This is a genomic window from Bradyrhizobium rifense, from assembly GCF_008123425.1.
In the GTDB taxonomy this organism is placed as follows: Bacteria; Pseudomonadota; Alphaproteobacteria; order Rhizobiales; family Xanthobacteraceae; genus Bradyrhizobium; species Bradyrhizobium rifense.
This window is the reverse complement of the sequence record NZ_VSSS01000025.1, coordinates 127168-152866: the sequence shown is the minus strand read 5'-3', so window position 1 is coordinate 152866 and position 25699 is coordinate 127168. Positions and strand designations below refer to the sequence as shown.

The 25699-nt window shown below is 64.5% G+C and carries 26 protein-coding genes; 13 read left to right on the top strand and 13 right to left on the bottom strand.

Going from position 1 to position 25699, the window contains the following annotated elements; genetic code table 11:
* Positions 1-186: 186 nt before the first annotated feature.
* From FXB40_RS16190 to FXB40_RS16175, 4 genes are all read left to right on the top strand, one after another.
* Positions 187-1692: a M81 family metallopeptidase gene (locus FXB40_RS16190; RefSeq protein WP_148773178.1), complete on the top strand. Its 1506-nt coding sequence runs from the start codon at positions 187-189 to the stop codon at positions 1690-1692.
* 27 nt (positions 1693-1719) lie between these two features.
* Positions 1720-2883, top strand: coding sequence for a M20 aminoacylase family protein (locus FXB40_RS16185; protein ID WP_148773177.1), 1164 nt, complete (start codon positions 1720-1722; stop codon positions 2881-2883).
* A gap of 2 nt (positions 2884-2885) precedes the next feature.
* Complete coding sequence (locus tag FXB40_RS16180) at positions 2886-4307, top strand: amidase (RefSeq protein WP_148773176.1); 1422 nt, start codon at positions 2886-2888, stop codon at positions 4305-4307.
* Between the two features lie 138 nt (positions 4308-4445).
* Positions 4446-5336 carry a crotonase/enoyl-CoA hydratase family protein gene (locus tag FXB40_RS16175; RefSeq protein ID WP_148773175.1) on the top strand — a complete coding sequence of 297 codons (891 nt, stop codon included), beginning with the start codon at positions 4446-4448 and terminating at the stop codon, positions 5334-5336.
* 7 nt (positions 5337-5343) lie between these two features.
* Here the strand turns inward: FXB40_RS16175 and FXB40_RS16170 are convergent, their stop codons facing one another.
* The 3 genes from FXB40_RS16170 to FXB40_RS16160 all read right to left on the bottom strand — a co-directional run bounded on the left by FXB40_RS16170 (position 5344) and on the right by FXB40_RS16160 (position 7772).
* On the bottom strand, positions 5344-6321 hold the full coding sequence (locus FXB40_RS16170) for an NADPH:quinone oxidoreductase family protein (RefSeq protein WP_148773174.1): 978 nt from the start codon (positions 6319-6321) through the stop codon (positions 5344-5346).
* Positions 6321-6929, bottom strand: coding sequence for a 2-hydroxychromene-2-carboxylate isomerase (locus FXB40_RS16165; protein ID WP_148773173.1), 609 nt, complete (start codon positions 6927-6929; stop codon positions 6321-6323). The genes FXB40_RS16170 and FXB40_RS16165 overlap by 1 nt, the downstream gene beginning before the upstream one ends.
* A 141-nt stretch (positions 6930-7070) precedes the next feature.
* Positions 7071-7772, bottom strand: a complete 702-nt coding sequence (locus FXB40_RS16160) for a glutathione S-transferase N-terminal domain-containing protein (protein WP_148773172.1) — start codon at positions 7770-7772, stop codon at positions 7071-7073.
* Between the two features lie 121 nt (positions 7773-7893).
* Between FXB40_RS16160 and FXB40_RS16155 the strand changes: the two genes are divergently transcribed.
* Together FXB40_RS16155 and FXB40_RS16150 are read left to right on the top strand one after the other, a co-directional pair.
* A complete protein-coding gene (locus FXB40_RS16155) occupies positions 7894-8916 on the top strand; it encodes a methionine synthase (RefSeq protein ID WP_148773171.1) in 1023 nt (340 codons plus the stop codon).
* Positions 8916-9149 (top strand): hypothetical protein, encoded by a 234-nt coding sequence (locus FXB40_RS16150; RefSeq protein ID WP_148773170.1) that lies wholly within the window; start codon positions 8916-8918, stop codon positions 9147-9149. The genes FXB40_RS16155 and FXB40_RS16150 overlap by 1 nt, the downstream gene beginning before the upstream one ends.
* Here FXB40_RS16150 and FXB40_RS16145 read toward each other — a convergent pair.
* From FXB40_RS16145 to FXB40_RS16130, 4 genes are read right to left on the bottom strand one after another with little or no spacing between them, the layout of a single operon-like run.
* Positions 9146-9763, bottom strand: a complete 618-nt coding sequence (locus FXB40_RS16145) for a hypothetical protein (protein WP_148773186.1) — start codon at positions 9761-9763, stop codon at positions 9146-9148. The genes FXB40_RS16150 and FXB40_RS16145 overlap by 4 nt on opposite strands.
* Positions 9763-10554, bottom strand: a complete 792-nt coding sequence (locus FXB40_RS16140) for a class II aldolase/adducin family protein (protein ID WP_246207640.1) — start codon at positions 10552-10554, stop codon at positions 9763-9765. The genes FXB40_RS16145 and FXB40_RS16140 overlap by 1 nt, the downstream gene beginning before the upstream one ends.
* Positions 10555-10572: 18 nt before the next feature.
* On the bottom strand, positions 10573-11100 hold the full coding sequence (gpt, locus tag FXB40_RS16135) for a xanthine phosphoribosyltransferase (protein ID WP_187436915.1): 528 nt from the start codon (positions 11098-11100) through the stop codon (positions 10573-10575).
* A 38-nt stretch (positions 11101-11138) separates the two neighbouring features.
* Positions 11139-11876 carry a competence/damage-inducible protein A gene (locus FXB40_RS16130; RefSeq protein WP_148773168.1) on the bottom strand — a complete coding sequence of 246 codons (738 nt, stop codon included), beginning with the start codon at positions 11874-11876 and terminating at the stop codon, positions 11139-11141.
* Positions 11877-12107: 231 nt separating this feature from the next.
* Between FXB40_RS16130 and FXB40_RS16125 the strand changes: the two genes are divergently transcribed.
* From FXB40_RS16125 to FXB40_RS16095, 7 genes are all read left to right on the top strand, one after another.
* Positions 12108-13526, top strand: coding sequence for a circularly permuted type 2 ATP-grasp protein (locus FXB40_RS16125; RefSeq protein WP_148773167.1), 1419 nt, complete (start codon positions 12108-12110; stop codon positions 13524-13526).
* 4 nt (positions 13527-13530) lie between these two features.
* Positions 13531-14475: an alpha-E domain-containing protein gene (locus FXB40_RS16120; protein WP_148773166.1), complete on the top strand. Its 945-nt coding sequence runs from the start codon at positions 13531-13533 to the stop codon at positions 14473-14475.
* Positions 14476-14535: 60 nt separating this feature from the next.
* Complete coding sequence (locus FXB40_RS16115; RefSeq protein WP_148773165.1) at positions 14536-15384, top strand: transglutaminase family protein; 849 nt, start codon at positions 14536-14538, stop codon at positions 15382-15384.
* 158 nt (positions 15385-15542) lie between these two features.
* Positions 15543-16688: an acyl-CoA dehydrogenase family protein gene (locus FXB40_RS16110; protein WP_246207638.1), complete on the top strand. Its 1146-nt coding sequence runs from the start codon at positions 15543-15545 to the stop codon at positions 16686-16688.
* A gap of 53 nt (positions 16689-16741) precedes the next feature.
* Positions 16742-17149 carry a carboxymuconolactone decarboxylase family protein gene (locus tag FXB40_RS16105; RefSeq protein ID WP_148773163.1) on the top strand — a complete coding sequence of 136 codons (408 nt, stop codon included), beginning with the start codon at positions 16742-16744 and terminating at the stop codon, positions 17147-17149.
* Between the two features lie 117 nt (positions 17150-17266).
* Positions 17267-18025: a proteasome-type protease gene (locus FXB40_RS16100; RefSeq protein ID WP_148773162.1), complete on the top strand. Its 759-nt coding sequence runs from the start codon at positions 17267-17269 to the stop codon at positions 18023-18025.
* Between the two features lie 24 nt (positions 18026-18049).
* A complete protein-coding gene (locus FXB40_RS16095; protein WP_148773161.1) occupies positions 18050-18808 on the top strand; it encodes an SDR family oxidoreductase in 759 nt (252 codons plus the stop codon).
* Positions 18809-18955: 147 nt separating this feature from the next.
* Here the strand turns inward: FXB40_RS16095 and FXB40_RS16090 are convergent, their stop codons facing one another.
* The 6 genes from FXB40_RS16090 to FXB40_RS16065 all read right to left on the bottom strand — a co-directional run bounded on the left by FXB40_RS16090 (position 18956) and on the right by FXB40_RS16065 (position 25688).
* Entirely contained in the window at positions 18956-20569 is a 1614-nt protein-coding gene (locus FXB40_RS16090) for an FGGY-family carbohydrate kinase (protein ID WP_187436918.1), read from the bottom strand.
* Positions 20570-20619: 50 nt separating this feature from the next.
* Entirely contained in the window at positions 20620-21348 is a 729-nt protein-coding gene (locus tag FXB40_RS16085; protein ID WP_148773159.1) for an SDR family oxidoreductase, read from the bottom strand.
* Between the two features lie 24 nt (positions 21349-21372).
* The gene (locus tag FXB40_RS16080) at positions 21373-22629 is read right to left on the bottom strand and encodes a sugar ABC transporter permease (protein ID WP_148773158.1); all 1257 of its coding nucleotides are present in this window, start codon (positions 22627-22629) and stop codon (positions 21373-21375) included.
* Positions 22626-23450, bottom strand: a complete 825-nt coding sequence (locus tag FXB40_RS16075) for an ATP-binding cassette domain-containing protein (protein ID WP_148773157.1) — start codon at positions 23448-23450, stop codon at positions 22626-22628. The genes FXB40_RS16080 and FXB40_RS16075 overlap by 4 nt, the downstream gene beginning before the upstream one ends.
* A 62-nt stretch (positions 23451-23512) precedes the next feature.
* On the bottom strand, positions 23513-24586 hold the full coding sequence (locus FXB40_RS16070; protein WP_148773156.1) for an ABC transporter substrate-binding protein: 1074 nt from the start codon (positions 24584-24586) through the stop codon (positions 23513-23515).
* A 217-nt stretch (positions 24587-24803) separates the two neighbouring features.
* A complete protein-coding gene (locus FXB40_RS16065; protein ID WP_148773155.1) occupies positions 24804-25688 on the bottom strand; it encodes an AraC family transcriptional regulator in 885 nt (294 codons plus the stop codon).
* Positions 25689-25699: the final 11 nt, after the last annotated feature.

Below are 25699 nucleotides of genomic sequence, written 5' to 3'. Positions count from 1 at the left end.
ATGTGCATGCCCTAGGGCGAAAGCCGGGACGACACCGAGGATTTGGAAGCGCCTTCTCAAACAACACGCATCCGCAGCATGCCCAAAAACGATCTGACCCTATGCGCGGCGACATGGGCTCCTCGCTTGCTCTCGCCGCAGCGCCATGGCTAATTTCGCGCACTTTCAATCGCTGGACTTTCATTGATGACACGTATCGCCGTCGGCGGCTTCCTGCACGAGACCAACACCTTCGCGCCGACGAAGGCGACATTCGCGGACTTCCAGCATGGCGGCGGCTGGCCGGCGATGACTGAAGGCGCCGACGTGCTGAAGGTGATGCGGCGCATCAATGTTGGGCTGGCCGGCTTTGTCGACAGCGCCGAAGCCAACGGCTGGGAACTCGTTCCGACGATTGCCTGCGGTGCAAGCCCATCGGCGCACGTCACCAAGGACGCCTTCGAGCGCATCGTGAAGGTGTTGGTCGACGGCATCGCGGCCGCCGGTCCGCTCGACGCGGTCTATCTCGATCTGCACGGCGCGATGGTCACCGAGCATCTCGACGACGGCGAAGGCGAGATTCTGGCACGCGTGCGCCGTGTCATCGGCAAGGATGTTCCGCTGGTCGCCAGCCTCGATCTGCATGCCAACGTCACGCCCGCAATGATGGAACATGCGGACGCGCTGATCGCCTACCGCACTTATCCGCATGTCGACATGGCCGAGACCGGTCGCGCCTCCGCAAAGCACCTCGCACTGCTGCTGAAGACGAAGCAGCGCTTCGCAAAATCGTTCCGCCAATTGCCGTTCCTGATCGCGATCAGCTGGCAATGCACCAACGACTTTCCCACCAAGGGCATCTACGAAAAGCTCGCCGCGCTGGAGAGCGATGCGGTTCCGACACTGTCCTTCGCGCCGGGCTTCCCCGCCGCCGACTTCCGCGATTGCGGGCCGAGCGTGTTCGCCTATGGCAAGACGCAAGGAGACGCCGATCGCGCCGCGAATGCGATCGTCAAGCTGATCGAAAGCCACGAGGACGATTTCGACGGCAAGATCTGGTCGCCCGATGACGGCGTGCGCCACGCCATGGAACTTGCGAAGAGCGCAAGCAAGCCGATCATCATCGCCGACACCCAGGACAATCCCGGCGCCGGCGGCGATTCCGATACCACCGGCATGCTGCGCGCGCTGGTGCGCAACAAGGCGAGTGCTGCGACCGGCGCGATCTATGATCCCGTCTCGGCCAAGGCCGCGCATGCAGCCGGCGTCGGCGCCACCGTCACGCTCTCGCTCGGCGGCAAGTCCGGCATTCCCGGCGACGAGCCCTATACCGAGACCTTTGTCGTCGAAAAGCTCTCCGACGGCCGTTTCATCGCACCCGGCCCCTATTATGGCGGCCGCGAGATGGAGATGGGCCCGTCCGCGGCCTTGCGCATCGGCGATGTCCGCGTCGTCGTGAGTTCGCACAAGGCGCAGCTCGCCGATCAGGCGATGTATCGTTATGTCGGCATTGAGCCGACGGCAGAGAAGATTCTGGTCAACAAGAGCTCGGTGCACTTCCGCGCCGACTTCGAGCCGATCGCGGAAAAGCTGATGATCTGCGCCGCGCCCGGCGCGATGCCGGCCGATACCGCCTCGCTGCCCTGGACGCGCCTGCGGCCGGGCATCCGTATCAAGCCGAACGGCCCCGCTTTCACGCCAAAATCTCGCTAATCAAGTCACGCCAACCGGACAGGACACATGCCCACCATTGACCGCATCGACGGCTACGCCGACGAACTCACCGCCATCCGCCGCGACATCCACGCCCATCCCGAGATCGGCTTCGAGGAGGTCCGCACCTCCGGCATCGTCGCCGACAAGCTGAAGGGCTGGGGCATCGAGGTGCATCGCGGCCTCGGCGGCACCGGCGTGATCGGCGTCATCAAGGGCAAGGGTTCCAGCGGCAAGCGCATCGGCCTGCGCGCCGACATGGACGCGCTGCCGATGGAAGAGAACACCAATCTGAAATGGAGCTCGAAAATCCCCGGCCGCTTCCACGGCTGCGGGCATGACGGCCACACCACCATGCTGCTCGGCACCGCGCGCTACCTCGCGGAAACGAAGAACTTCGACGGCACCGTGCATCTGATCTTCCAGCCGGCCGAGGAAGGCCTTGGCGGCGCCCGCGCGATGATCAAGGACGGCCTGTTCGAGAAATTCCCCTGCGACGAGCTTTACGGCCTGCACAACGCGCCCGACCTCAATCTCGGCGAGATCGCGATCCTGCCCGGGCCAGCGATGGCCGGCGCAGACTTCTTCGACCTCCGCATCACCGGCTATGGCGCGCATGGCGCGATGCCCGAGCGCTCCAAGGACGCGGTGATCATCGCGACCACGCTGGCGCAGGCGATCCAGACGGTCGTCAGCCGCAACGTCGACCCGCTTCAGGCTGCGGTGATATCGATCACCCAGATCCATGCGGGCTCCGCCTACAACGTCATTCCGGGCGAAGCGCATCTTTGCGGCACCATTCGCACCTTCTCGGATGAAGTCCGCGCCCTGATCAGCCAACGCATCCGCACGATCTGCGCCGGCATCGCGAGCGCCTATCAGTGCGAGATCGACGTCGACATCCGCGACACCTTTGGCGTGCTGGTCAACCAGGTCGAGCAGTCCAAGGTGGTCGAGGACGTCGCCCGCACCATCGTCGATCCGGCCAAGGTGATCACCCGCAGCCAGCCGAAGATGGGCAGCGAGGACTTCGCCGACATGCTGCAAACCATTCCCGGCGCCTATTTCTGGGTCGGCCACGACGGCTCGGTGCCCGTGCACAATCCCGGCTTCGTGCTCGACGACAAGATCCTGCCGATCGGCGCCAGCATGTTCGCCCGGATCATCGAAACGCGCATGCCGGTGGGTTAGCAATGCAGAAGAAGAGCGTCGAAGAGGCGGTCACCTCGCTGCACGATCTGTCCGCGATCGATCTGATCGCGGGCTATCGCGCAAAACAGTTCTCGCCGAGCGAGGTGCTGGAGGACGTCCTCGCGCATGTCGGTGCGTGGGAACCGCATCTGAAGGCGCTCTATGCCTTCGATCCCGACAGCGCGCGCGAGGCGGCGAAAGCCTCGACCGCGCGCTGGTCCGGAGGTGAACCGTCAGGCGCGCTCGACGGCGTGCCTGTCACGGTCAAGGACAACATCGCGACCAAGGGTGTGCCGGTGCCGCTGGGGGCTGCGAGCGTCAAGCTCGTCCCGGCCGAGAAGGACGCCCCGCCCGCCGCGCGGCTGCGCGAGGCCGGCGCGATCATCTTCGCCAAGACGACGATGCCTGATTACGGCATGCTGTCCTCGGGGCTCTCCTCGTTCCACGCGCTCGCGCGCAATCCGTGGGATATCAGCAAGAATCCCGGTGGCTCCAGCGCGGGTGCAGGTGCGGCTGCGGCGGCCGGATATGGTCCCTTGCATCTCGGCACCGATATCGGGGGCTCGGTGCGCCTGCCCGCAGGCTGGTGCGGCCTCGTCGGCCTGAAGCCGAGCTTTGGCCGCGTGCCGATCGATCCCACCTATGTCGGCCGTGTCGCCGGCCCCATGACCCGCACGGTCGATGATTGCGCGCTGATGATGAGCGTGATCGCCAAGCCGGACCGGCGCGACGGCATGAGCCTGCCGGCGGAGCCTCTGAACTGGAAGGGACCGGAGAAGTCCCCGCGCAAACTGCGCATCGGCCTGATGCTCGATGCCGGCGTCGGCCTGCCGGCGGAAAAGCCGGTCCGCGAGGTTGCGGTGAAGGCCGCAAAGGCATTCGAATCTGCAGGTAGCGTCGTCACCGAGGTCGACGGCATCCTCACGCGTGAGATGCTCGATGGTCTCGACAACTTTTGGCGCGCGCGGATGTGGGACGATCTGTCGAAGCTGACGCCGGCCGAACAGGCAAAGGTATTGCCCTATATCTTCCAATGGGGCGCGTCCGGCGCAAAGCTGTCGGGCGTCGACGTGATCCGCGGCTTCAACCAGACCATGGCGATCCGGGCTGCGGCGTCAAAGCTGTTCTGCGAGCTCGACTATCTGATCTCACCGACGGCGCCGAACGTGAACTATGCGGCGGAATGGGCCTCGCCGACCAACGATCCGATGAGACCGTTCGAGCACATCTGCTATACCGTGCCGTGGAATATGTCGGAGAACCCGGCGGTCTCCATCAACGGCGGCTTCGACGCCAAGGGTTTCCCGATCGGCGTGCAGATCGTCGGCCGCCGCTTCGACGATATCGGCGTGCTCGGCATGGCCAAGGCGTTCGAGGGCCTGCGCGGCGCGCAGAAGCCCTGGCCAAAGCCGCCGGCGAAGTAGCATTCCGTCATGGCCGGGCTTGTCCCGACCATCCACGTTCTTGTACTGCTCACATGCCCAGTCCGCGCAAGACGGACAGCGGCGACCATGCGTCTCGTCTCATCGAGATCGCATTTATGACAGCGAAGGAAACCACCCATGGCGTATGAGACGATCAAATACGAGGTCGCCGAGCAGATCCTCACCATCACGCTGAACCGGCCCGACAAGCTCAACGCCTTCAACGCGCAGATGCAGGCCGAGCTGATCGACGCATTCGACGCCGCCGACAAGGACGACGACGTCCGCGCCATCATCGTCACCGGCGCCGGCCGCGGTTTTTGCGCGGGCGCGGACCTCTCCTCTGGAGCAGACACCTTCGACCGCGACGCGCGGCGCGGGCCGGTGAAGCGTTTTGCCGACGGCAAGGTCGATTACAGCGATCCGCAGGTGCGCGACGGCGGCGGCCAGGTGACCTTGCGCATCTTCAAGTGCCTGAAGCCCGTGATCGCCGCGGTGAACGGTCCTGCCGTCGGCATCGGCGTCACGATGCAGCTCGCAATGGACATCCGCATCGCCTCGGACGCTGCGCGCTTCGGCTTCGTGTTCTCCCAGCGCGGCATCGTGCCGGAAGCCGCCTCGAGCTGGTTCCTGCCGCGCATCGTCGGCATCTCGCAGGCGCTGGAATGGTGTTATTCGGGTCGCGTCTTCCCGGCACAGGAAGCCCTCGCCGGACGTCTCGTCAGCAAGGTCGTCGCTCCCGATGATCTGCTGCCGACCGCTCGCGCGCTCGCGAAGGAATTCGCCGCCAAGACCGCGCCTGTGTCGGTGGCGCTGATCCGCCAGATGATGTGGCGCATGATGGGCGCCGACGACCCCATGGAAGCCCACAAGGTCGACAGCCGCGGCATCTACGCCCGCGGCCGCTCGGAGGATGTCAGGGAAGGCGTGGTGTCGTTCCTGGAGAAGCGGCCGGCGCAGTTCAAGAACAAGGTGTCGAGCGATATGCCGGATTATTTTCCGTGGTGGAGCGAGCGGGAGTACAAGTGAGGCACCGTCACTCCATCACCAGCGCCACCCGCCCGATCGCCTTGCGGTCGAGCAGCAACCGCATCGCCTTCGCGTAATCCTCCAACGGCAGCCGGTGCGAGATGTTCGGGCGGAGCTTCCCTTCTTCCGCCCATGCGAGCAGCGCCTTCAGGCGTACCTCGCCAAGCACGGGATTTTTCCGCACCGCTTCGCCTGCGCGCACGCCGAGCACACTGGCGCCCTTGATCAGCAGGAGGTTGGTCTTGGCCGAGCCGATCCCGCCCGTGAAGCCGATCACCAGCAGCCGCGCACCCCAGGCGATGCAGCGCATCGAGTTCTCAAACACTTCGCCGCCGACGGGGTCGAACACCACGTCAGCGCCACGGCCATCGGTGATGCGCTTGACGGCGTCACGAAACGGCTCGCGGTCGTAGCGCACGAGATGATCGGCGCCGCGTGATTTCGCAATCGCCAGCTTCTCGTCGCTGGACGCTGTCGCGATCACAGTCGCACCCAGCATCTTGCCGATCTCGACCGCCGCAAGGCCGACGCCACCGCCGGCGCCATGCACCAGCAGCACCTCGCCCGGCTCGACCCGGCCGCGATCGATCAGCGCGTGATAGGCGGTGCCATGGCCCGCGAGATAGGTCGCGCCCTCGGCATAATCAAAGTTCGATGGCATCGGTGTAAGCTGCGACGGCGTCACCACGGCTTCGTCGGTGAAGGCACCGTGGCGCATCTTGACGATGACCTTGTCGCCGACGGCAACGCCCTTCGCCTCGGCGCCGACTTCGGTCACGTCGCCGGCGGCTTCCATGCCGGGCGTGAACGGAAGCTCGGGCTTGAGCTGGTATTCGCCGGCTGCCATCAGGACGTCGGGAAAGTTCAGCCCGGCGGCGCGGATCGCGACGCGCACCTCGCCCGGCTTGAGGGCGCGCGACGGAAACTCTTCCAGCCGCAGCGTTTCGGGCGCGCCGAGCGCGCGGCAGACGACAGCCCGCACCATCAGGCCGCGCTCGCCTTGCTGCGCATCAAGGCCTCGCGGATCAGGGGCAGGCGGTCATTACCGAAGTACATGTCGGCCTTGTTGACGAAAATCGTTGGCGAGCCGAAGCCGCCGCGGGCGACGACCTCTTCCGTGTTGGCTTTGAGCTGATCCTTGATCGCCTGCTCCGAGATGCCGGCGAAGAATCTTTGCTCGTCGATGCCGACTTTCTTGCAGATCTCGGCCAGCACCGCATCCTGCGAGATGTCCTTGTCGCCGCCCCAATAGGTCTCGAACAATGCCGTCGCGAACGGCACCATGTCCTTGCCTAACCAGATGCAGCCGCGCATCGCCTTGACGCTGTTCACCGGAAACACCGTCGGCGGCATCTTGATCGCAAGGCCCGCGGAGCGCGCCCAGTCGGCGAGGTCCTTCTTCATGTAGCGCGCCTTCAGCGGCACCGGCGTCTCGCGCTGCGCGTAGACGCTTGGGTTGACCGTATTAAAAATGCCGCCAACCAGGATCGGCCGCCAGACGATCTCGGCGCCGAGCTCCTTCGCCAGAGGCTGGATGTTGTGGAAGGCGAGATAGGTCCAGGGGCTGGAACAGTCGAAGAAGAATTCGATCATGGCGTTTCCTTGTGTCTTGATTGCCGTGCTCTCACCCCGTCATTGCGAGCGCAGCGAAGCTACGAAGCAATCCAGAGTCCCTCCGCCCAAAGATTCTGGATTGCTTCGCTTCGCTCGCAATGACGCGAAGGGAGCGGAGGCTCACTTCTTCCCCAACACTTCCTTAGCCCTCTGGCCGAACATGATCTTGCGTGATTCCTCGTCGAACGGCTCTTTCACGAATTTCCCGATCGCGAGCCCCGCCTGTACTTGCGGCCGCGCACGCACCTCGGCGTACCAGCGCTTCACGTTCGGATAGTCGTCGAGCGTAAAGCCCTGCGCCTTGTGGGTCATGGTCCAGGGGAAGCAGGCGATGTCGGCGATCGAATAGTCGCCGGCGACATTGGCGCCGGTCTTTGCGAGCTGGCGATCGAGCACGCCATAGAGCCGTGCCGCCTCGTCGCGGTAGCGCTCGATCGCGTAGGGAATTTTTTCGGCCGCGTAGAGCGCAAAATGGCCGTGCTGGCCGAGCATCGGCCCGAGCCCCGCCATCTGCCACATCACCCACTGGATCGTGGTGGAGCGGCCGCGCAGGTCGCTGGGCAGGAAGCGGCCGGTCTTCTCCGCCAGATAGATCAGGATCGCGCCGGTCTCGAACACCGAGAACGGTCCGCTGCCATCGGCAGGGTCGTGATCGACGATCGCGGGAATGCGGTTGTTGGGCGAGATCGCCAGAAATTCAGCGCTGAACTGCTCGCCGGCGCGGATGTTGACGGGCTTCACGGTATAGGGAAGCCCGAGTTCCTCCAGCATGATCGAGATTTTCCAGCCGTTCGGCGTCGGCGCGTAATGGAGGTCGATCACGACTTTTCCTCTGGCCTTCCCTGTCGTCGCCACTGGAATAGAAGGCGACTTTTGTTGTTCTGTACCTCGACGTTAAGACATGGCAGACAGAGGCGCAATCACAACCCGCCGGGAGGGACCCATGCTGTTTCCAACGACGATCGCCGGCTCCTTGCCCAAGCCGGAATGGCTCGCCGAGCCCAACATGCTGTGGGCGCCCTGGAAGTCGCAGGGCGACGAGCTTGTGCGCGCCAAGCGCGACGCGACGATGCTGGCGGTAAAGGTCCAGGAGGACGCGGGGATCGACATCGTCACCGAGGGCGAGCAGGCCCGGCAGCATTTCGTGCACGGTTTTCTCGAGAAGATCGAGGGCATTGATTTCGCCCACAAGGTCGAGATGGGCATCCGGAAAGATCGCTATAAGGCGATGGTGCCGCAGGTGGTCGCGCCGCTGCGGCTCAAGGGTCGCGTCCATGCCGATGAGGCCCGCGTCGCCCGCACGCACACGAAGAAGAAACTGAAATTCACCCTGCCCGGCCCGATGACCATCATCGACACCATCGCAGACCGCTACTATGGCGACCGCGTCAAGATGGCCTTCGCCTTCGCCGAGCTGTTGAACGAGGAAGCCAAGGCGCTACAGGCCGACGGCGTCGATCTCGTGCAGTTCGACGAACCTGCCTTCAACGTCTACATGGACGAGGTCAACGACTGGGGCATCAAGGCGCTGGAGCGCGCCGCGCAGGGCCTCACTTGCACCACCGCCGTGCATATCTGCTACGGCTACGGCATCAAGGCCAATACCGACTGGAAGGAAACGCTCGGCGCGCAATGGCGGCAGTATGAGCAGATTTTCCCGGCGATCGACGCCAGCCCGATCCAGCAGGTCGCGATCGAGTGCCGCAATTCCAAGGTGCCGCTCGATCTGCTCGCACTGCTCAAAAACAAGGTCGTACAGGCCGGCGTGATCGACGTCGCCAGCGACACGGTGGAGACCGCGGAGGACGTCGTCAAGGTCATCGACGCCGTGTCGAAATTCGTGCCCAAGAGCAACATCATCGCCACCACCAATTGCGGCATGGCGCCGATGCGGCGCGAGATCGCCGAAGCCAAGCTGATGGCACTCGGCGCCGGTGCGGCGCTCGCGCGCGAGAAGCTGGGGTAATGGCGGTTGTTCGGACGGCACTCGCGGTCGTCGCGCTGGCAGCGCTCATGCTGCACGCGCGCGCGGAGGACCGCTCGGTGCTGCTGAACTGCAAGGCGATGGTGGAGCGCGCGTCGAAGGATGCGAACGCTGTGAGCGAAGCCGAACTCGTCCGCTGCCGACAAGTGATCCGCGAATGGGCGCTGCGCGATGCGCGAACGACGGTGGATGAAGAAGGTAAGCCGCTGCGCTAGGATAGCGCGGTCGGGTGCAGCACAGGCTGATAACCTGCGTTCATTGCGCGTAGTGTCGATGGCGGCGTCAGCAGCGTTGCTTCGGCAGGATGATGCTCCATCGCCCCATAGCCCGCCGGCGACCACAGCAGTGCCTTGCCCCGCGCGACCAAATAACTCTCGTCGCCTTGTTGCAGCATCGCACCGTCGGGGAGCTGATCGAGCGGCACCAGCAGCGCGTGCAGCCGCTTCTTGCCGTGATCGAGCCGCTCGTGATGCAGCGCCGTGTCGATGTCGTGCATGCGGACGTCTTGCACGCGATTTCCTTTCTCCCACGCGGCACGGAAGCGATTGGCATCGTCGCGGCGGCAGTAGAAGCAGGGGCGATGCCCGGCGGCGAGCGCGGTGGCTTCATCGAGAAAGAACAGCTCGGTCCAGCTCTGCTGCGCCATCACCTCGCGGCGGCGGCCGCGGAACTCGCAGGTACAGGTGAGCCAGGCCGGCGACGACCAGCGCTTCTTCAGCAGCGTCTTCGTCGCGGGATCATGGATGATGCCGCGATTGCCGGTGAACAGGCCGCGATGCGGGGTGGCGATGATGTCGCCGGTCGGCGTGACGCGGTTTTGCAGGGGCATCATTTTGTCGCCGCGGTGACACGCGTCTTCCAGAGGTTCCAGACGCGATCGAGCACCTGAAGATTGACCGCATCGGCCTTCGTCGCCTCGACCGGGGTCAGATAGTTCACCTCGCCGCCGAGCGCGAGGGCTTGTGACTGCAGCCGCGCATCGACGTCGGTGTAGTAAGCGCGGAACACCGCGAGCTTCACGGAGGGGCCGACCGTCGCATCGCCATGGCCGCGCATCAGCACCACCGATTTGTCGCCAAGCGCGAGCGCCAGGCCCTTGCCGATCGCGGCGTTGCGCACCAGCATGTCCGTCTCGCCGAACTCCTTGCGGATGTCCCAGACCGGCGCCCCGGCGCCGAGGAACGCAGCATTGTGGAAGACGGGACGCAAGCTCACCTGGCTGACCGTGAACGGGATCACGCCGGGCGAATGCGTGTGCACCACCGCCGTCACGTCCGGCCGCGCCTTGTAGATCTCGCTGTGGATGAAGCGCTCGAGGAAGACAGTGCGGCCCTTGGCATCGACGGCGTTGCCGTCGAGATCGAACTCCATGACGTCGTCGGCGGTGACCAGCGCCGGCGCCAGCGAACGCGACATCAGGAAATGGTCGGGATTTTTGGGGTCACGCGCGCTGACATGGCCGAATGCGTCGAGCACGCCGAACTCCGCGAGAACGCGGCTGCCGACCACGATGTCGTCGATCACCGCCGCACGATCCTGACTGCGCGCCTCGGCCGTCAGGACCATCGCCGCAAGCGCGACCATGAAGCCAAGAACCGCCAACCGCGCGCGTCCGGCCATCGCGATGTGCCCCTGTACTTACGCCGCGCCGTCGCGCAACGGCGGATGGTAGGAGAGCGCGGTGTCCCAGGGAAAGAAGATCCAGGTGTCCTGCGAGACTTCCGTGATGAAGGTGTCGACCAGCGGGCGCCCCTTCGGCTTGGCGTAGACGGTGGCGAAATGCGCGTCGGGAAGCATCTCGCGCACCAGCTTGCCGGTCTTGCCGGTGTCGACGAGGTCGTCGACAATCAACAGCCCCTTGCCGGTGCCACCGCCGAGCTTCATCGCCTGTTCTGAAATGCCCTTCAGGACCTGCAGCTCGCCCTGCTTGTCGTGGTCGTAGCTGGCGATGCAGACCGTGTCGATCACGCGCACGCCGAGCTCGCGCGCCACGATCGCGGCCGGCACCAGGCCGCCGCGGGTGATCGCGATCACCGCGTGGAACGGACCGACCTCGTTGAGCCGCCAGGTCAGCGCCCGGCAATCCCGGTGGAACTGGTCCCACGACACCGGAAAGGGCCGGCCCGCCCGCTCCTGCGCGCTCAGTTCCGGTGCGTCACCAGCCATCATCGTCTCCTGCATTCGTCTGCCGGCAGCTCCATTTGCTACCGGGTGATGTTCAATCCCGCCAGCATTTCCTTCACCGCGGCCATCGCGGATGCGAGCTTATCCGCATCGCGCGAACGCACCACCAGATTGGTGTTCGGCTTTTGCTCCTCGTCCATGAAGGGATAGCTGCCGATGATGGTGTCGGGATGAGCGGCGGCTATAGCCCGCAGCGGGCTGCCGATGTCGCCTTCCCGCGCATTGGCGCGGACCGATTCGGACAGCATGCGGACGCCGGATTTCAACTTGGGCGAGACGATGTCCATCATCGCCTGCATGATCGAGGGCACGCCGGCCATCACGATGACATTGCCGATCTTGAAGCCGGGGGCGAGGATGGTTGCGCTCTGAATCAGCTCGGCACCGTCGGGGATGCGGGCCATGCGCAGGCGGGCCTCGTTGAGGTCCTGCTCGCTCCAGCGCTCCTTGAAGCGCGCAACCACCTCAGGGTGATGATCGATGCCGACGCCAAAGGCCTTGGCGACGCTGTCGGCGGTGATGTCGTCATGGGTCGGCCCGATGCCACCGGTGGTGAAGACATAATTGCAGCGATGCCGCAGTGCATTCAACGCGGCGATAATGTCGTCCTCGTCGTCGGAAACGACCCGGACTTCCTTCAGGTCGATGCCGATATTGGTCAGGTATTCGGCGATGAAGCCAATATTCTTGTCCTTGGTTCGGCCGGACAGGATTTCATCCCCGATGACCAGAATGCCCGCCGTGACGATCTCGCTCATGCCTTAAGTCCCTCACCTCTGGTCCCGACTTTGCCGAGGTAACGCGTTGAAGTCACGCGGTTTTGCTGCCGAAATAAGCAGTCCTCAGCCATTTTTTCAGGCACCTTCCCGGCCATAGCAGGCAAATGCCCTCGCTCCATGCTTATCGCGCTGGCCCGCCCCTTGCTACCTCCTCAAAGTCATGCACTCTTGCCGCATGGCGCAAGGCCTTGCGGAGACAAGTCGGGATCTATGGCAGTCGCGTTCGATGAAATGAACATCCCGGGTGGGGACCTTCGCCCCGCCTATCAGGAGCTGGCGCGCTGGCTCAAGGAGACGCCTCCCGAGGCGCTCGAATATCGCCGCCAGGAGGCCGAGCTCCTGTTCCGCCGTATCGGCATCACCTTCGCCGTCTATGGGGACTCCGAATCCACCGAGCGCCTGATCCCGTTCGACGTGATCCCGCGGATCATGTCCGGCAAGGAATGGACGCTGCTGGAGAAGGGCCTGAAGCAGCGCGTGCGCGCGCTCAACATGTTCCTGCGCGACATCTATCACGGCCGCGACATCCTCCGCGCCGGGATCGTGCCCGACGATCTGATCTTCCAGAACCCGGTCTTCCGCCCCGAGATGAACGGCCAGCAGGTGCCGCACGACGTCTACGTGCACATCGCCGGCATCGACATCATCAGGGTCGACGCCGAGGACTTCATCGTGCTGGAGGACAATGCGCGCACGCCGTCTGGCGTGTCCTACATGTTGGAAAACCGCGAGATCATGATGCGGTTGTTTCCGGACCTGTTCGCCCGCCACAGGGTGGCGCCGGTCGAGCGCTATCCGGATGAGCTGCTGTCAGCGCTCCGCTCGGTCGCGCCGAACAGTGCCTCAGGCGAACCGACGGTCGCCCTGCTCACGCCCGGCGTCTACAACTCCGCCTATTACGAGCACTCCTTCCTTGCCGACAAGCTCGGCATTGAGCTCGTCGAGGGCCGCGACCTCATCGTCAAGAACAACGAAGTGTTCATGCGGACGACCGAGGGCGTGAAGCGGGTCGACGTGATCTATCGCCGCGTCGACGATGATTTCCTCGATCCCCTCACCTTCCGTCCCGACTCGGCACTCGGCGTGCCCGGGCTGATGTCGGCCTACGCGGCCGGCAACATCACGCTCGCCAACGCCGTCGGCACCGGCATCGCCGACGACAAGGCGATCTATTCCTACATGCCGGAGATCGTGAAATTCTACCTCGGCGAAGAGCCGATCCTGAAGAACGTGCAGACCTGGCGCTGCCGCGAGCCGAAGGATCTCGCCTACGTGCTGGATAATTTGAGCGACCTCGTCGTGAAGGAAGTGCACGGCTCCGGCGGCTACGGCATGCTGATCGGCCCTGCCGCGACGAAAGCGACGATCGAAGCCTTCCGCGAAAAGCTCAAGCGCGAGCCGGAAGGCTTCATCGCCCAGCCGACGCTGGCGCTCTCGACCTGCCCGACCTGCACGGCCTCCGGCCTCGCCCCGCGCCACGTCGACCTGCGGCCCTTCGTGCTCACCGGCAGCAAGAGCACGACGATCGTGCCGGGCGGGCTGACGCGTGTTGCGTTGAAGGAAGGCTCGCTCGTGGTGAATTCGAGCCAGGGCGGCGGCACCAAAGACACCTGGATTTTGGACGAGTAGAGAGATGCTGTCGCGTACCGCCGAAAACCTCTGCTGGCTCGCCCGCTACGTCGAACGGGCCGAATATCTCGCGCGCACCATTGACGCGACCCTGCGCGTCACCGCGCTTCCCGCCGCCTATATCGGCAAGACCAACGAGTGGGACTCCGCGTTGCTCACCGCCGGCGTCGCGGAAAGCTTCTATCAGATCCACGAGGAAGCCAACGAGCACAACGTCGTCGACTACCTCTCGTTCTCGGCCGACAACCCGTCCTCGATCAGGAACTGCATCGAGGCGGCGCGGCTGAACTCGCGCTCGGTGCGTACCGCGCTGACCAGCGAGATGTGGGACACCATCAACTCGGCCTGGATCGAACTTCAGGCGGTCTGGAGCAAGGGCACCTCCACGCGCGAGGACCTGGCAAAATTCCTGCGCTTCGTGCAGGAGACATCGCTGCGCTTCGACGGCTCGGCCTACCGGACCATGCTGCGCAACGACGCCTACTGGTTCTCGCGCCTCGGCCTGCATCTGGAGCGCGCCGACAACACCGCACGCATTCTCGACGTCAAGTATCACGTGCTGCTGCCCGAGGAGGAGCACGTCGGCGGACCGCTCGACTTCTATCAATGGAGCTCGATCCTGCGCTCGGTGTCGGCGCTCACGGCCTATCACTGGGTCTATCGCGAGACGCTGAAACCGTGGCTGGTCGCGGATCTGCTGATCCTCAACGGCACGCTGCCGCGCTCGCTTGCCAGCTGCTACGACAATCTCACGCGCAACCTCGACCAGATCGGCGTCGCCTATGGCCGCCAGGGCCCGGCGCAGCGCCACGCCCGCGGCATCCGCAACCGGCTGGAACACAGCAACATGAACGACATTTTCCAGCATGGCGTGCATGAATTCATTCAGGAATTCATCGCGGACAATTCCAGGCTGGGCGAAATCATCACGAAGCAGTATTTGATCTGATACACGCAGTCACTCCGGGACGCCAAAAGGGCGTGCCCGGAATGACGGAATCAAAACACCATGCGCCTGCGAATCCAGCACACCACGACCTATCGCTACGAGCCGCAGGCCACGAGCGTGATCCAGATCCTGCGCATGACGCCGTGCAGCCATGACGGGCAATATGTGGCGGAATGGCAGATCGACGTCTCGACCGACACCAAGCTCGACATCCATGAGGACGCCTTCGGCAACGTCACCCATGTCTTGTCCTGCGGGCCCGTCGGCGACATCAAGATCACCGCCGAGGGGCTGATCGAGACCCACGATACCGGCGGTGTGCTGCGCGGCGCCGACGAGCGCTTTCCCGCCGACATGTTTCTGCGCACCACCGACCTCACGACCGTCAATCCGGCGATGGCAGCGGTCGCGCGCCAGTTGCGCAGCGAGGCCGAGACCGACACGCTCGGCTTCCTGCACACACTGATGTCGCAGATCAGCGACCACATGACCTTCGACGAAGATCCGACCAACAGCGGCACGTCGGCGGCCGAGGCGTTCACGCTCAAGCGCGGCGTCTGCCAGGACTATGCGCATATCTTCATCGCCTGCGCCCGCACAGGCGGCGTGCCGGCGCGCTTCGTCTCCGGACACTTCCTGCGCTCCGACGGCACCGTGCATCAGGACGCCGGCCATGCCTGGGCGGAGGCTTACGTCGACGGTCTCGGCTGGGTCGGCTTCGATCCCGCCAACAGCATCTGCACTACCGACGCCCATGTCCGCGTCGCGATCGGGCTCGATTATCTCGGCGCAGCACCGGTGCGCGGCACCCGCTATGGCGGCGGCGCGGAGACGCTGACGGTCGCGGTCAAGGTCGAGCAGGCCGGCCGCGGCGGGCAATCGCAATCGCAGTCCCAGCGGCAGAGCTAGAGCCGCAGCGTTACAGCTGTCATCGACGGCGACCGCGCTGAAACCGCACCGTAGCACCGTCTGTTCAACCTCCGTTGCGATCCGTCCCGCAACAGAGGTTGAGACAGATGCGACTTCAAGAAAAAATCAGCAATTCCCTGACACCGCGCGATTCCCACATGGGCATGCTTCTGCGCGTCGGCGAGCTGGCGCCTGAGATCACGGCACGCGCCGCCGAGATCGAAGCTGCGCGCCGTCTGCCGCCCGATCTGGTGGATCGGCTGAAATCGATCGGACTGTTTCGGATGTTCGTGCCGCGGAGCCATAGCGGGCTGGAGCTCGATCTGCCGGCCGGACTCGAGGTGATGAAGACGCTGACCCGTCTCGACGGCTCGATCGGCTGGCTCGCGATCGTCGCCGGCGTCGGTGGCCTTTTCGCCGCCGCGGCGCGTCCTGAACTGTACCAGCAAATCTATCAGGACGGGCCGGACGTGGCGATCTGCGGCTCGTCGCAGCCGGCCGGCACGGCAGAGCGCGTGGCCGATGGCTATCGCATCAGGGGGCGCTGGCCGTTCGCCAGCAGTTGCACGCATGCCGACTGGATCGGCGGGTTCTGCATTGTCACCGACGGTGGCAAGCGGGTCCCGGGCCCGCAGGGCAAGCCGTTGGTTCGTGCCGTTCTGCTGCCGGCGCACGACTGGGAGATCGAGGACACCTGGCATGCGGCCGGGCTCAAGGGCACCGGCAGCCATCACATCACGCTGCGGGAGACGTCAGTTCCCGATATCCATGTCTTCGATGTCGATGCCGCCCCGCGCCTGTCGGGTCCGCTCTATCAGGCGTTGCGGCAATGGCTGCCGTTGCTGCACGGAACATTCTCGGTGGGCCTGGCCGAGGGCACCGTCGATGATCTGCTCGCGCTGGCCCATACCGGGCGCCAGCAATTATACGCGGCCGCGCCGATGCGGGAATCCGAGATCTTCCAGTACGAACTCGGACGAATATCGGCTGACCTCGGGGCGGCGCAGGCGTTTCACGAGGTCCAGGTCGCCAGCCATTGGCGGCGTGCGCTGTCGGGTACGCTGAACGATCCAGATCTCCTGGTCGAGGGAGCACGATCCGCGGCCTGGCTCGCCACGACCTGCGTCGGCATTGCGGACGCCTGCTTTGCGCTGGCGGGAAGCAGTGCGGTCTATGACAGCTCGCCGCTGCAGCGGCGCCTGCGCGACCTTCACGTCGGCGCGCAGCATGCTCACGCGCAGCAGCGGCAATATGTCGAGGTCGGCAGGCTGGCCCTGCGTCGCGCGGCCGAGCAGGCCTGCTGACCGCACCAGCCGTGCTACACTCGCAGGATCATACCTGACCCTGCGAGGCCCCCATGGCGACCGTGAAGCTGCTTTCGGACGATGAACTCTCCAGCGAGGCGCGCGCCGTTTTCGACGATATCCGCAAGGTGCGGCAATCGGACTTCGTCAACAATTTCTGGCGCGCGCTGGCGCATGATCCGAAGACGCTGCGGCGGACCTGGGAGAGCATCAAGGAGGTGATGGCGCCGGGCGCGCTCGATCCCAAGGTCAAGGAGATGCTTTATGTCGCGGTGTCGATCGCGCATGGCTGCAGCTACTGCATCCATTCGCACACCGCGGCCGCCCGGGCCAAGGGCATGACCGAGGCCGAATATGGCGAGCTGCTCGCCATCGTCGGCATGGCCGCGGAGACGAACCGGCTGGTCACCGCGCTCGGCGTCCCCGTCGACCAGGCGTTTCTCGCCGATGCCGCTGACTGAGCTAGGCTTTTTGCCCCGTTGATGCATGCCGCCCGCAGGGAACGGGGGGTTTCATGCGTCCCCGAAATTGGCTACTAGATTGGCGCCGGCAAAAGCGCTCGCGTTCGGGGACTGGAAATGACCTATTGTTGTGGAATCCTGGTTCGGGACGGGCTGGTCATGATCGCCGACACCCGCACCAATGCCGGCCTCGACAATGTCTCGACCTTCCGCAAGCTGCACATCTTCTCCAAGCCGGGCGACCGCATCATGGCGATCGCCAGCGCCGGCAATCTCGCCATCAGCCAGTCGGTGCTGTCGACCCTGACCGAGGGCCTGGAGGACCCCAACACGGGCGACATCGAGACGCTGATGAACGCGCCGACCATGTTCCAGGCCGCCCAGCGCATCGGCCGGGCGATCCGGGCCGTGCACGCCACCGAAGGCCCGGCGCTGAGATCCGAGGACGTGTCCTTCGACGTCTCCTTCCTGTTCGGCGGCCAGATCAAGGGCGCGCGCATGCGCCTGTTCATGGTCTACACGGCAGGCAATTTCATCGAGTGCACCACCGACACGCCTTACCTGCAGATCGGCGAGCACAAATACGGCAAGCCGGTGCTCGACCGCGCCATGCACTACGACGTCGAGCTCTACGAGGCGCTGAAGACCGGCCTGATCTCGATGGATTCGACCATGCGCTCGAACCTCGGCGTCGGCCTTCCGATCGACGTGCTGGTGGTGCGCGCTGATGCCTGCGACGCCGATCTCAACCATCGCATCGAGGCGGGCGAGCCCTATTTCCACGATTTGCGCTCGCGCTGGTCGGCGGCGTTGCGCGCGGCGCATCAGAACATTCCGCGTCCGCCCTACAAGAACGAAAAAGAACCCAAAACCTGACAACTGAAGAAAAGGCAGGAAACGATGAGTGAAGCAAAAAAGATCGCAGTGGTGACGGGTGCGGGCACCGGTGTCGGGCGCGCCGCGTCGCTGGCGCTGATGAACACCGGCTTCACCGTGGTGCTGGTCGGGCGCCGGCTCGACATGCTCGAGGAAACCGCGAAGCTCGGCCCCGCGGGCAAGAGCCTGTGCGTCACCGCCGACATGACCAAACCGGAGCAGATCGCCGCGCTGTTCGACAAGGTGAAGGCGACCTACGGCCGGCTCGACGTGCTGTTCAACAACGCCGGCATGGGCGCGCCGGCGGTGAACTTCGAGGACCTCGGCCTCGAGCAGTGGCAGGCGGTGGTGAACACCAACCTCACGGGCCCATTCCTGTGCACCCAGCACGCCTTCCGCATCATGAAGGACCAGAGCCCGCGCGGTGGCCGCATCATCAACAACGGCTCGATCTCGGCGCATGCGCCGCGGCCGTTCTCGGCGGCCTACACCTCGACCAAGCACGCCATCACCGGCCTGACCAAAGCCTCCAACCTCGACGGCCGCATGTACGACATCGCGGTCGGCCAGGTCGACATCGGCAATGCCGCAACGCCTATGACCGACCGCATGGTCAACGGCCCCGGCGTGCTGCAGCCGGACGGCACCACCAAGCACGAGCCGCGCATGGATGCGAAGGCGGTCGGCGATGCGGTGGCCTACATGGCCGGCCTGCCGCTCGATGCCAACGTGCTGACCATGACGGTCATGGCCAGCAAGATGCCGTTCGTGGGTCGGGGCTGAACGAAAAACGCGAAAACAACCCCATGCACAGTAGAATCCGGTCTCGCCCTGCAAACGGGGTGAGACCGGATAAATCCCTGTGCTGCTTCCACAATCGTCGTTGCGGGCGCTCAAACAGCCGCAAGGCCCGCACGCCGCAAAACCAAGCTACGAAGAGTGGCTTCGGATTGATCGGCCGACCTGCTGCAGGGCCTCGAAGGCAGCGAAGCGCTTGTCGTTCCAGCTTGCCAGGGCCGCGTGAGGTGGATGGATTTCTCCCAAAGCCGACATCGCTTCCATCGCCTGGCCGACATTGGCGTGATCGCCGGAAGCAACCGATCCGAGCATCGCAGAGCCGAGCAACACGGGCTCCGAAGATGCCGAAGCAGCAACCGTCAAGCCGGTCGTATCGGCGAGCACCTGCCGCACGAGGCGGCTCTGTGCCGCACCACCGCTGACGACGATCGTATCGATGGCGATGCCTTTGTCCTGCTGGGCGCGCACGATCTGCCGCGCCCCGTAGCCAAGGCCGCACAGGCCGGCAAGATAGAGGGCCAACAGGCTCTCCAGGTCCGAGCGCATGTCCAGTCCGGCGATCAGGGCGCGCGCATCGGGATCAGCGAAGGGCGCACGGTTGCCGAGGAATTCGGGCACGACATGAATCTCGCCGACCGATTCTCGAATCATCTCTGCACCGCCCCGCGCGTCCAGCTGGGAAGCGAGCCAGTCGGCGAGCGTCCGCTGATCCTGAATTGCCGCCTGCGTCGCCTGTGCGGAATACGGATGCATCTGTATGAGATGGTCAATGGCGGCACCAGCGACTGACTGCCCGCCCTCGTTGAGCCACAGCCCCGGCACCATGGCCGAGAAATAAGGCCCCCAAACGCCGGGAACGAACGTCGGCTCCGTCGTTGTCGTCATGGTGCAGGCAGACGTTCCGAACACATAGGCCATGCGCGTGAGCGCCGTACCCGCAGTTCCGCGCGCGCCCACCGTGCCGACACCGCCCGCATGCGCGTCGATGAGGCCTGCCGCGACCGGCGTGCCCGCCTTCAGGCCAAGGTCGGTCGCCGCGTCCGCTGTCAGACCGGCAGCCAGCCGTGTGCCGCCGGGCACGATCTCGGTGCCGATCCGGCAAAACTGCTCGTCCGCCAGCGTGCCGAGCCCGATCGAGCGAAAGAAGCCGGCATCCCAGCGATCTTCACGGCCCAGATAGGTCCACTTGCACGTCACGGTGCAGGTGGAGCGGGCAAGGCTCCCCGTTGCGCGCCAGGTGAGGAAATCGGTCAGGTCCATGAACTGCCAGGCGTCCGCAAAGCTGCGGGGCATGTTCTCGGCAAGCCACAGCAGTTTCGGCGTCTCCATCTCGGGTGAGATCGCTCCCCCGACATAGTCGAGAACCTTCGCAGCCGTGCGGTTGATCAGACGCGCCTGATCGACGGCGCGGTGGTCCATCCATACAATGATGTTGCGGGCAGGATCGCCGGACGGGCTCACGGTAAGCGGCGCGCCGCCACTGCCCAGCACCACCAACGAGCAGGTGGCGTCAAAGCCGATGCCGGCAATGCTGTCGGGCCCGATGCCAGCCTTTCCGACCGCGCCGCGCACGCTGCGGCATACGGCTCGCCAGATATCCTCGCTCGACTGCTCGACAATGTCGCCGGCCTCGCGCCAAAGCGTAATGTCGGCCCTGTCGGTGGCGATGAGTCTGCCAGAGCGATCGAAGACCCCGGCTCTTGCACTGCCCGTACCGACATCGATACCAAGAAAATGACGAACCACCGCGGATTCCCTCACCATGAACCAACATCAAGATCGCAGATGCGGAAGCGTTACAGATCGTTGCTCTGCGGCAGGATAACGAGGTCGCGGATCGTGACATTTCTCGGACGGGTCAACATGAAGAGCACCGCCTGCGCGACTTCGGTCGGCTGGATCAGGCCCCCTGCCGCCATTTCCTCCTCGAGCTTCTCCTTCGGCCAGTCGCTGATGAGCGCGGTCACGACCGGGCCAGGCGCCACGGCGCCGACGCGCAGGCCATATTTGGCGACCTGCCGGCGCACGGTATGGACAAAAGCCTGCACGGCATGTTTCGAGGCGGTGTAGATCGGCTCCCAGACGACGGGAACGAGACCGGCGATCGAACTGGTGACGATGATGTCACCGCTCTTGCGCTCGACCATATGCGGCAGCACCGCGTGGATCGAGCGGAACAGCGCATTGACGTTGAGGTCGAGCATGCGGTCCCAGGCGTCGGGATCGCCGCCAAGCACCTCACCACCAACATAGGTTCCGGCATTGGCATGAAAGATGTCGAGCCGGCCGGCCTTTTCCAGCACCTGCGGCATCATGCCCGCCATGCTCGCATGATCAGTGAGGTCGATACGCAGCGGGATCGCGTTGTCGCCAAGCTCGGAGCAGACGCTATTCAGCGCATCCTCCGCCCGGTCGACCAGCACGACGCGCGCGCCTGCTCCGATCATCGTCCTGGCGCATTCGAGACCGATGCCCGAGGCGGCGCCGGTGATCGCGGCAACTTTTCCTGCAAGTTCCTGGCCCACGGTCGGTCCTCTTGTTGGAGTTGTCTAGGCTCGGCCATGGGAGACGCGCGAGCGTCGTGCCAGCGAGTCGACGATGACCGCAACGGCAAGCACGGCGCCCGTGATCATGTACCGAAGCGACGATGAGAGATCGAGCAGCGTGAGGCCGCTGGCGATCGACTGGATGACGATGATGCCGAGCAGTGCGGAATAGGCGCTACCGCGGCCACCAAAAAGGCTGGTACCGCCGATGACCGCGGCTGCGATGGCGTTGAGGTTCACATCTCCCGTGCCGGCCTGCTGGCTGGAAGATGCGAGCCGCGCAGCGGCTAGGATACCGCCGGCGGCTGCCAGCGTGGAGCACAGCATGAAGGCGCTCGCATGGATCCGGCGAACGTTGATGCCGGCACGACGTGCGGCCTCGCGATTGCCTCCGACCGCGCTCATTGAGCGGCCCCATTTGGTCCGCTTCAACGCGTAGTTCATGACCACGCACAAGCCGACGAACAGGCCGAACATCCACGGAACGCCGCGAGCGAGATTGAGATAGTAGACAATGAATTCGAGCACGATGACGACCAGCGCCCCCTTCAGCAGAAGGCGGCCGAGCGAACTTGCAGACAGTCCCGCCGCTCGCCTGCGCGCGGCCATGCGGTAGCCGGTCGCGAATACGACCACGCCGGCAAGTGCCGCCAACGTGTAGGATACGATCGGCGGCATGACCAGCATCTGTCCGAAATTGACCAGCGGCGATCCGTAAGGGAGATTGATCGAGCCGGACGAGCCGAGCAGGTAGAGTTGCAGGCCAAGCCATGCCAGCAGACCGGACAGCGTCGAGACGAAGCTCGGCATGCCTAGCCGATTGAACAAGAAAGCATAGAGCGCGCCGATGGCGGCACCGAGTCCCAGCGCCGTGACGATCGCCAGCGCCACGGGCCAATCCTGGTTGACCCACAACACGCCGATCAGCGCAGAGGAGAACCCGCTCACCGAACCAACCGAGAGGTCGATCTCGCCGACCATCAGGATACAAACGATGCCGAGCGAGATGACGCCCACGGTCGAACAATCGAACAGCAGATTGACCAGATTGTCAGGCGCCAGGAAGACCGGGTTGAGACTCTGGAATGCGGTGCAGATGATCAGCAGGCCGACCACCACCGGCAGGGAGCCGAGGTCGCCCGACCGCACGCGGTCGACAAAGGCGCCGATCGTGCCGCCGATCGTGTCCGCATGTGCGACGCGCTCGTCGCGACGGTCCAGCAACCGCGCGGCCGGAACCCGTTGCGTGTCGTCAGTCATGGCCGCACCTCCTGCGACTGCTGCGCGCCGCGTCGGCTGGCGCGCCGGGAGACCGAATTCTCGTCGGCACCCGTGATGGCCGTGACGAGATCCTGGTTGGAAACGTCGGGCCCGAATTCGCCGTTGTTGCGGCCGAGGCGCAGCACCACGATCCGGTCGGCGACAGCGCGCACATCCTCCATGTTGTGACTGATCACGATGACGCCGAGGCCGCGGGCGCGCACGCGCTCGATCAGGTCGAGCACCTCTGCGGTCTGCGCGACGCCGAGCGCTGCAGTGGGCTCGTCGAGCAAGATAAGCTTCGGCTCGGTCAGCAGCGAACGCGCGATCGCCACGGTCTGGCGTTGTCCGCCTGACAGCGATGCAACGGGTTCGCGCACGCTCGGAATGCGGGCCGACAATTCGTTGAGCAATGTCCAGGCCCGGATTTCCATGGACACCTCGTCGAGCCTGATAGGATTGAGCTCTCGGCCGAGGAAGATGTTGGCGACCACGTCGAGGTTCTCGCAGAGCGCCAAATCCTGGAAAACGGTGGCTATGCCGAGGCCAAGTGCCGTGGCCGGATCGGACAGGACAACATGTTCGCCATCGAAGGCGATCGTTCCGGAGGTGGGCTGGTGCACGCCGGCCAGAATCTTCACCAGCGTGGACTTTCCGGCGCCGTTGTCACCGACAAGCGCCACGACCTCGCCGGCATGCACGTCGAGGTCGACGTCGGCAAGGGCGGACACGGCGCCGAAATTCTTGGAAATGCCGCGAAGCCTCAGGACCAGTTCGCCTGGCCCCTCCTGCGGGTGATCGACATCCGAGATCGTGGACATGTCCGCGTCCGCCTTCCCTTCGTTCATCCCGGCCGCAGTGAGCGGCCGGGATGCTGCTTCGCTTACTGCGTGATGCCGAGTTTCTTGCATCCGGCGGCATATCTGCCCGTGCAGAGCTGATCGGCTGTCTGGATCTTCTTGTCGATGATCTCCGCCTTCAGGTTCTGCTCGGTCACGACCGCCGGAATGAACAGCTTCGAGGGCGTATTAAAGAGCGTGGTTTCCGCCTTGGGCGTGCCGCCCGAGAGGAATTCCACCGCCACCTGGGCTGCGGCGGCTGCAACGATCTCGCTGGGTTTGGAGATCGTATTGTACTGATCACCGGCGATGATGAGCTGAAGCGCGGCAATCGTCGCGTCGTTGCCCGTCACCGGCGGGACCGGGTCGACACCTGCGGCCTTGAGCGCGGCAATTGCGCCACCGCCCGTGCCGTCATTGGCGGCGACGACGCCGAGGATCTTCTTGCCGAAGCGGGTCACCTGGCCGCTCGCCCATTGCTGCGCCTTGGGCGGCGCCCAGTCCGGCGTGTCATATTCGGCGAGGATCGGATAGCCGCTGTTGTCGAGGCCCGCGTGGATACCCTTCTTGATGAGTCCTGCGGCGGCATCGGTCGGCGATCCATTGATCTGGAGCACCCCTTCGCCTTCCTTCGGTGTGACCTTGGCGTCCTTCAGATGCTTGACCAACGATTCCGAGATGGCCTTGCCGATGCCTTCATTGTCGAAGGAGACATAGAAGTCGGCCTTGGCGTCCGGGATCGGGCGGTCATAGGCGATCACCTTGATGCCCTGGGACTGTGCCATCTTTACCAGCGAAGCGGCGGCGGCCGAGTCGACCGGATCGAGCACGATCACCTTGGCGCCTTGCGAGATCACCGAGTTGAATTGCTGCTGCTGGCGCGCGGCGTCCGCACTGGCATTCTGATAGACGACCTTGCAGCCCTGGCAGAGCTTCTTCATCTCGGCAGCAAAGCCTGGATAGTCGTGCTGTTCATAGCGGGTGGAGGCCTGGTCGGGCATGAGGAAGGCGACGGTGGCGTCCTTCACCTCCGCGGCACGCGAGGACATGGCCGTTGCGCCGAGTAGCGACAGGGCGAGAGCGGCAGAGCACGTAGTCTTGAGCGAGGGCTTTGTCATTCGGACTTCCCTTTCGGAAACTGGGTGTTAAAGTGCTGCTCGTTGATGTCTTGGAGACACGCCGTCCCTGCTTCCGCAGCTGGATGACAACGGCAGTCAGCGCCGATATCCTCCGAGGCCACGCGGAATTTCCGGACAGACAATCTCGTTCGCAGGCTGCCATCGGCGCGCCCGCGTCATTCTTCCCGTAATCGTCCTCCTCCCTTGCTCCTCCCGGTTAGGCGGCGCGTGCCGCGTTGATGTTGTCCGCCAGCAATCGTCTGAAGCGCGAGGGCGGCATACCCTTCTCGGCCAAAAACTGGCGGTTGAAATTGGAGAGATTGTTGAACCCGACTTCGAAGCAGATGTCGGTGATGGAGGCCTGCTCGTCGCTCATCAGTATCTGGCAGGCGAGATTGATGCGGAGCCGCTTGACGTATTGCACCAGCGACATCCCCGTGTGCCGGCGGAACGAGCGCGAAAACGCGCTTTGCGACTGGCCGGCGATCGCCGCGAGATCTGCTTCGCCGAACGGCTGCGTCAGGTTCTCGCGGATGAAGGCGAGCGCCTTGTTCATTCCAGCCGACATATAGCCGGACGGATCGGGCAAATAGTTTGGACTGGACAGCGGCAGTGCACCTCGTGCGCGGCAGAGCGTCCCCAGGATCATCATGAATAGCTCGATCCGACGCACGCCCTTCGCCGCCACGATCTCCTCCATCAGCGGGGCGAGCTCCTTGCTTGTGCTGCCGGCAAAGAGGACGCCGCGTCGAGAGGATTCCAGCAGCGCGGCGAGACCCGACAGCTCGGGCATCAGCCTCATCGTGTCGCCGATGAACTCTTCGCTGAACTGGATGATGCGTCCGCGCAGCGGGATGGTCGTTTCTGCCGGCAGATCGCTGACCCAATTGTGCGGCAGGTTAGGTCCGGTGAGCACGAGATTGCCCGGCTCGAACTCGCCGATGAAGTCGCCGACAAAATAGCGACCGCTCGTCGCCACGACCTGGTGGATCTCGTATTCCGGATGAAAATGCCACCTGACGGTGTGGAAGGGATACCCGTGCGACCAAGCCTTGAATGACTCGCCGCGCCGTATCTGGACGACTTCCAGGTCTGGTTCCATATCCGTTCCCT